Source organism: Vulcanibacillus modesticaldus, from assembly GCF_001730235.1.
In the GTDB taxonomy this organism is placed as follows: domain Bacteria; phylum Bacillota; class Bacilli; order Tepidibacillales; family Tepidibacillaceae; genus Vulcanibacillus; species Vulcanibacillus modesticaldus.
Genome location: NZ_MIJF01000053.1, coordinates 1 through 5307 on the forward strand (window position 1 = coordinate 1; position 5307 = coordinate 5307).

Consider the following 5307-nt stretch of genomic DNA (forward strand, 5'->3'; position numbering starts at 1 on the left):
ATCCCTATGATAATGCTTGTATTGAATCATTTCATGCTATATTGAAAAAAGAAGAAGTAAATCACGTGCAATATCTAGATTACTATTCTGCTAAGATAGCAATTTTTCAATATATTGAGGGCTGGTACAACCGAAGAAGAATACATAGTGCTTTAGGTTATTTGACTCCTCAAGCCATCGAAGATCAATTGAAACATTCAGCATAAGAGTTAACTTTTTTGTGTCCAATATATTGACTCAAATCCAGTAAGATTAAGAGAATATAGTAAAGATGATGTAAAACAAGCACAAATCTATATAAATGATCCAGAAGTAAAAAGACTTTTGCATCCCGGAATTCCTTATTTATATACCTTTGAAGATGAGCAGAAATGGTTTGATAGTCTTTCTGCAACAAAAGATACATATAGTTTTGCAATAGAAACATTAAAGGATAATAAATATATTGGTGGATGTGGAGTAAATAAGATTGATTGGAAAAACAGCGTAACTGAAGTTGGAATATTTATTGGTGATAAGGACTATTGGGGTAAGGGATATGGAACGGATGCAATGAAAATCTTAATAAAATTTATATTTGAACAAATGAATATAAACAAGATTAAACTTCATGTTTTTTCATTTAATCTACGTGCAATAAAAAGTTATGAAAAATGCGGATTCAAAAAAGAAGGAATACTAAGACAGGAAGTATATAGAGACGGTAAATACTTTGATGATGTAGTTATGGGAATTTTAAAAGAAGAATATTTTAATCAAAAAAAATAGGCATGCTCTAACCGAGTCAGCATTCCCGAGTCTAAGATATGAGAAAACGTCGTGAATACAAAATCTTTATAGGGAAGTTTTAGTAAACAAAAATTTTAGTAATGTTCAAAAACTAATAGTTATATTGATTTTCTATTTATACGGAGGTAATTAATATGGTTGAAGCAAGAACTCGTCTTGATAAGCACGAACTTCTCAACTTAAACAAGTTTCATTTATTTAGAAAAAATGTATGGCTATTTTTAATTCCAATGTTTGTGTTTATAGTAATAGGAGTACTAATGATAATATTTGCAGAAGATAATGGAGATAGAATATTTGGAACTATATTTTTAGTAGTTTTTGGAATAGGCTATCCATTAATTTCATATATAATTATGAAACTTTTAGTATGGTTTCATCTTAGAAGTATGAAATTAGTTTCAAATGAAACGTTAAATTACTTTAAGATAGATAATGAAATCTTATTCAATAGAATGGAAAAAACAGATATGATTTCAATATTTGAGGTGCGATGGAATCTAGTCTATAAAGCATATGAGACACAAACACATTTTTTTATCTATATAAGTAACATGCAGGCATTCATAATCCCGAAAAATGGAATATTTAATGGGACATCAGACGAATTGCGAGAAATGTTAAAAAATTCTATCGGAAAGAAATTCAAACAATACTCAAAATAACATAATACAAATTTAACTACGGTAATCGAAATAAGCATATTTATATTAATTAATTTTAGGAAGAATCCCTATGAAATCTCAAAATAACAAAAAGTATTTTACGCGATATTTATTCTTAATATACTAATGTTTCTTGGCCGCAGTCTATATTATTAAAGCTGGTGAGAAAATGAAAACCTTTCGAATCCTGATAATAATAATAGTTTTAATTACCTTATATTTTGCATTGAAATGGTTTGTAATCCCTAAGATATATGTTACACCAATCCCTCCTTTAGTTATCGAGAGTAAAATAGATGAAAGACAAGCGATTTTAATTGAAATTAAAAATATTAGCCCTTTTCCTATAAAAATAGTAAATGCTTATTTAATTTTAAACCAAGATATTGGACGTGAAAGTATCTATGAAATTCAAAAAGGAATAATATTTGAAGAGGCTGCTATATCTTATAAATTTTTATCAGAGGGAAATCCTTATTGGGATGAATTAAAACGATATAACCTTAATAACGTGAAAATAAAGCCATTTCAAGAAGCAAATGTATATTTTTTAACACAGCTTAAACAAAATATAGGATTAGTTGAAGAGGTAGTTATTCATTTTAGCTATTTAGGTAATTATTACGAAGCGACGATTAAAGATGTTAAACTAGCGATTTTGTCTAATGGTGCTAGTAATGATTTAAAGCGAATTATTAATAAGTATTACCCAGGATCAGGTTTAAATATAAAACACAAAGTAGTTATTAGGAAATTAATGATGGAATAAAGGATATAATATTTCTAAAGTTTGGAAACGTCTGTAAGCTCAAGGGTCTCGTCAATAACCTGATATTAGTTGAAATAGCATTTAATATAATTTGATTCGGTGGGTTTCTAATGTTACAAAAAATAAATTTGGGGAGAGAAGATGATATTGGATAAAAAATCATCATTAATCATTGGTATATCAATTATAATGAGCTCTTTCATTTTAGGTTTGTTTATTTATATTACATTTGATAGTGAAAATATTCGAAATATATCTAAAGGTTATATTGAAACTGAAGCAATAGAAAATAATGATCGTTTTTTGATGAACAGTAATATTATTAATATAGAAGAAGCTGCAAAATATTTGAATATGACAGAAAGTGATATAAAAAAAGTAATTATAACCGAGAAAATAATGCGTGAATCACAAAATGGATTTAATGGAAAAATGTTACCATACTTTAAAATAAATGACGAATTTTATTTTTATAAGGCACAGTTAGTTTTATGGATATTTGAAGTTTCAGAAGAACAAAGGGAATACGATTTTAAAAAATATTTAATAAAGTGATGATTTCCAAATATTAACTCTATGCTAATCTGAAAATTATATACTATATTTATGCAGTTATTCATTGAAGGCTACATTACCTAACAAAATTTTCACGCTGCTGGATATAAGGAGAAATATAATGGCATTCTACAATTGGGATAATAGTCCATCATCTACAAAACAACAAATAAATAGATTTATAAAACTAGTAACTGAACAATTAACAGGTAATCTAATTGGTATCTACTTACATGGATCTCTTACTATGAAATGTTTTAATCCAGAAAAGAGTGACATTGATTTAATAGTTGTTACTACTGAACAGATGGACATAAGTACAAAGAAAAAAATAATAGAAGAATTATTAGTTTTATCAAATAATCCCCATCCAATTGAAGTTAGTTTTATTATTAATGATGACTTAAAAGAATGGAAATATCCCACTCCTTTTGATTTGCATTATAGTGAAGATTGGAGAAATAAATACAAAAAGGAATTAATATTTGAGAAATGGAAGGAATGGAATAACAAAAAAGAAACAGATGTGGACTTAGCAGCGCATATAACAATAATATTGCAAAGAGGAATAACTTTATATGGGGAAGCAATTAATACTGTTTTTCCAGATGTACCAAAAGAAGATTATAAGGATTCAATTTTGTTAGACTTTAAGTATGCACTGGAAGGCATACTACAAAAACCTATTTATGGAATTCTTAATTCATGTCGAATATATGCATATCTAACTGATTATCATATTTTTTCAAAACAAGAAGCAGGGATGTGGGCAATTGAACAATTACCCGGAAAATATAAAGAACTAATAAAAGATACATTAGAGATTTATGAAAGTGATATTAATGTAACCTTAGATCAACAATTGGTACTTAATTTTAAAGAATTTATAAAAAAAGAAGTTAGTAAGTTTATTCAGAGATGAATAGCAGTCACCCGTCACAATATAACATAAATCTTAAAATATAAGGTTATTTAGGAGGAACAAATAATTTGAATATTATTTTTAAATTTTTATATATTATCATTCTTTCAGTTTTATTAACTTCTTGTACTTTTCAAATTGATATAAATTCACCTTATTCGACATTCGAAGAGGAAATAAAAATGCAAATTGATAATGTTTTTGATGAAAATCTAAAAGAAATTGTACACACTGACATTAAAGAATCAGGTTTATTAATATTTTATACAAGTTATGACTCTAATTCCTTATCATTCACATATGTGACAAATGATGATGGGAAATGGGTAAGTGTGTATAGTGGTTATGTAACATTAAATGAGTATTCATACATCTTAACCGCAAATACAGGTATGCCATTCAATTTGGCTTTGGTATCTGCTCCGGAAGATGTAGATAACGTTACCGTTCAAGGATTGCCTCTAAAACATATAATCTCAAATGAAGTTTCTTTTTGGTATATTTATACTGAAAGGCCTGTGAATGGTGCTGATATTGATTTTTATAGTAATGGTGAAAAAGTAAGATAGATAAATTCAACTATAACATTACATAACAGAATATTCACGCTGCGGTAATAGCAAATTTAATATTAAGCTGCCTTGGTTGCCTGATAAGGACTAGATAGAAACCTGTAACATTCAAGAATGTCGTGAATAACCTGATGTTATACGAAATCCAATATAAAAATGTGCTGCTATGGCACAAAAAACAAATAATCAAAAATCGGGTGAGATGAAATGTCATGGAGAAACATTTTGGTTAGTATAGTAATTATATTATTTTTTATGTTACTAACTTTGGGGTTTATTCAGTTTTTTACACCTACTAAATGATAAATAGATAAAAGTGGCTAATTACAATGCATTCACACTTCGGTCAATGCTCTGGTCGTTCTATGGTTAGAAGATATAAGCTAAGAAGTCTATTCATTTTATTATTGGGCTAAGGAACAGTAACTTAAGGTTATTTAGCCTAAAGTATTTCATTAGTTTTATAGAATATAATAAAGATAAAAAAGCAAGGTGAAGTTATGGTAAAAATTCATATAATTGGTGGCCCGGGAAGTGGGAAATCATATATCGGGGAAGAATTATCTAAAAATTTAAATATAAATCGATACGATCTTGATGATATTTTTTGGGATAATAAGTCGAAGACGTATGGCAATAGGAATTCATCTGAAAAAAGAAACAGAGATCTTGAAAAAATACTTAAGGAGCAAAGTTGGATAATTGAAGGAGTATATTTTAGTTGGTTAAATGAAAGCTTTAATAAAGCAGATTATATTTTTGTGTTAAAACCAAATGTTTACCTAAGAGATGGAGTTAGTATAGTTTTGTGGACACACCTTAGTTAAGTCTAATACAATAATTTTGAGAGGATGTGTCCTATATGAAAAGAAAAGGTGTAGCAAAAAAATATACTGAAGATTTTAAACAAACAATAGTGGAACTCTACAATTCTGGAACTCCAGTAAAAAAATTAAGTAGCGAATATGGTGTATCTGAAGTAACGATATATAAATGGATTAGGTCCTATACCCCTGTAGGTGAAGGAAAGGATTC

Annotated in this window: 9 protein-coding genes; all 9 read left to right on the forward strand. The window is 27.9% G+C overall.

Annotated features, from left to right (window positions below):
• Positions 1-206 (forward strand): integrase core domain-containing protein (locus tag BHF71_RS08905; RefSeq protein WP_141705361.1); only part of this gene is annotated, 206 nt, incomplete at its 5' end.
• A gap of 25 nt (positions 207-231) precedes the next feature.
• The gene (locus tag BHF71_RS08910; RefSeq protein WP_069657311.1) at positions 232-768 is read left to right on the forward strand and encodes a GNAT family N-acetyltransferase; all 537 of its coding nucleotides are present in this window, start codon (positions 232-234) and stop codon (positions 766-768) included.
• Positions 769-923: 155 nt separating this feature from the next.
• The gene (locus BHF71_RS08915; RefSeq protein ID WP_069657312.1) at positions 924-1454 is read left to right on the forward strand and encodes a YcxB family protein; all 531 of its coding nucleotides are present in this window, start codon (positions 924-926) and stop codon (positions 1452-1454) included.
• 169 nt (positions 1455-1623) lie between these two features.
• The gene (locus tag BHF71_RS08920; protein WP_069657313.1) at positions 1624-2223 is read left to right on the forward strand and encodes a hypothetical protein; all 600 of its coding nucleotides are present in this window, start codon (positions 1624-1626) and stop codon (positions 2221-2223) included.
• 141 nt (positions 2224-2364) lie between these two features.
• Positions 2365-2778, forward strand: coding sequence for a hypothetical protein (locus tag BHF71_RS08925; protein WP_069657314.1), 414 nt, complete (start codon positions 2365-2367; stop codon positions 2776-2778).
• A gap of 121 nt (positions 2779-2899) precedes the next feature.
• The gene (locus BHF71_RS08930) at positions 2900-3700 is read left to right on the forward strand and encodes an aminoglycoside adenylyltransferase domain-containing protein (RefSeq protein ID WP_069657315.1); all 801 of its coding nucleotides are present in this window, start codon (positions 2900-2902) and stop codon (positions 3698-3700) included.
• 68 nt (positions 3701-3768) lie between these two features.
• Positions 3769-4269, forward strand: coding sequence for a hypothetical protein (locus tag BHF71_RS08935; RefSeq protein ID WP_069657316.1), 501 nt, complete (start codon positions 3769-3771; stop codon positions 4267-4269).
• Positions 4270-4772: 503 nt separating this feature from the next.
• A complete protein-coding gene (locus tag BHF71_RS08940) occupies positions 4773-5099 on the forward strand; it encodes a P-loop NTPase family protein (RefSeq protein WP_069657317.1) in 327 nt (108 codons plus the stop codon).
• 35 nt (positions 5100-5134) lie between these two features.
• Positions 5135-5307: transposase (locus tag BHF71_RS08945; protein WP_084024127.1), on the forward strand; the 173-nt coding region annotated here is incomplete at its 3' end.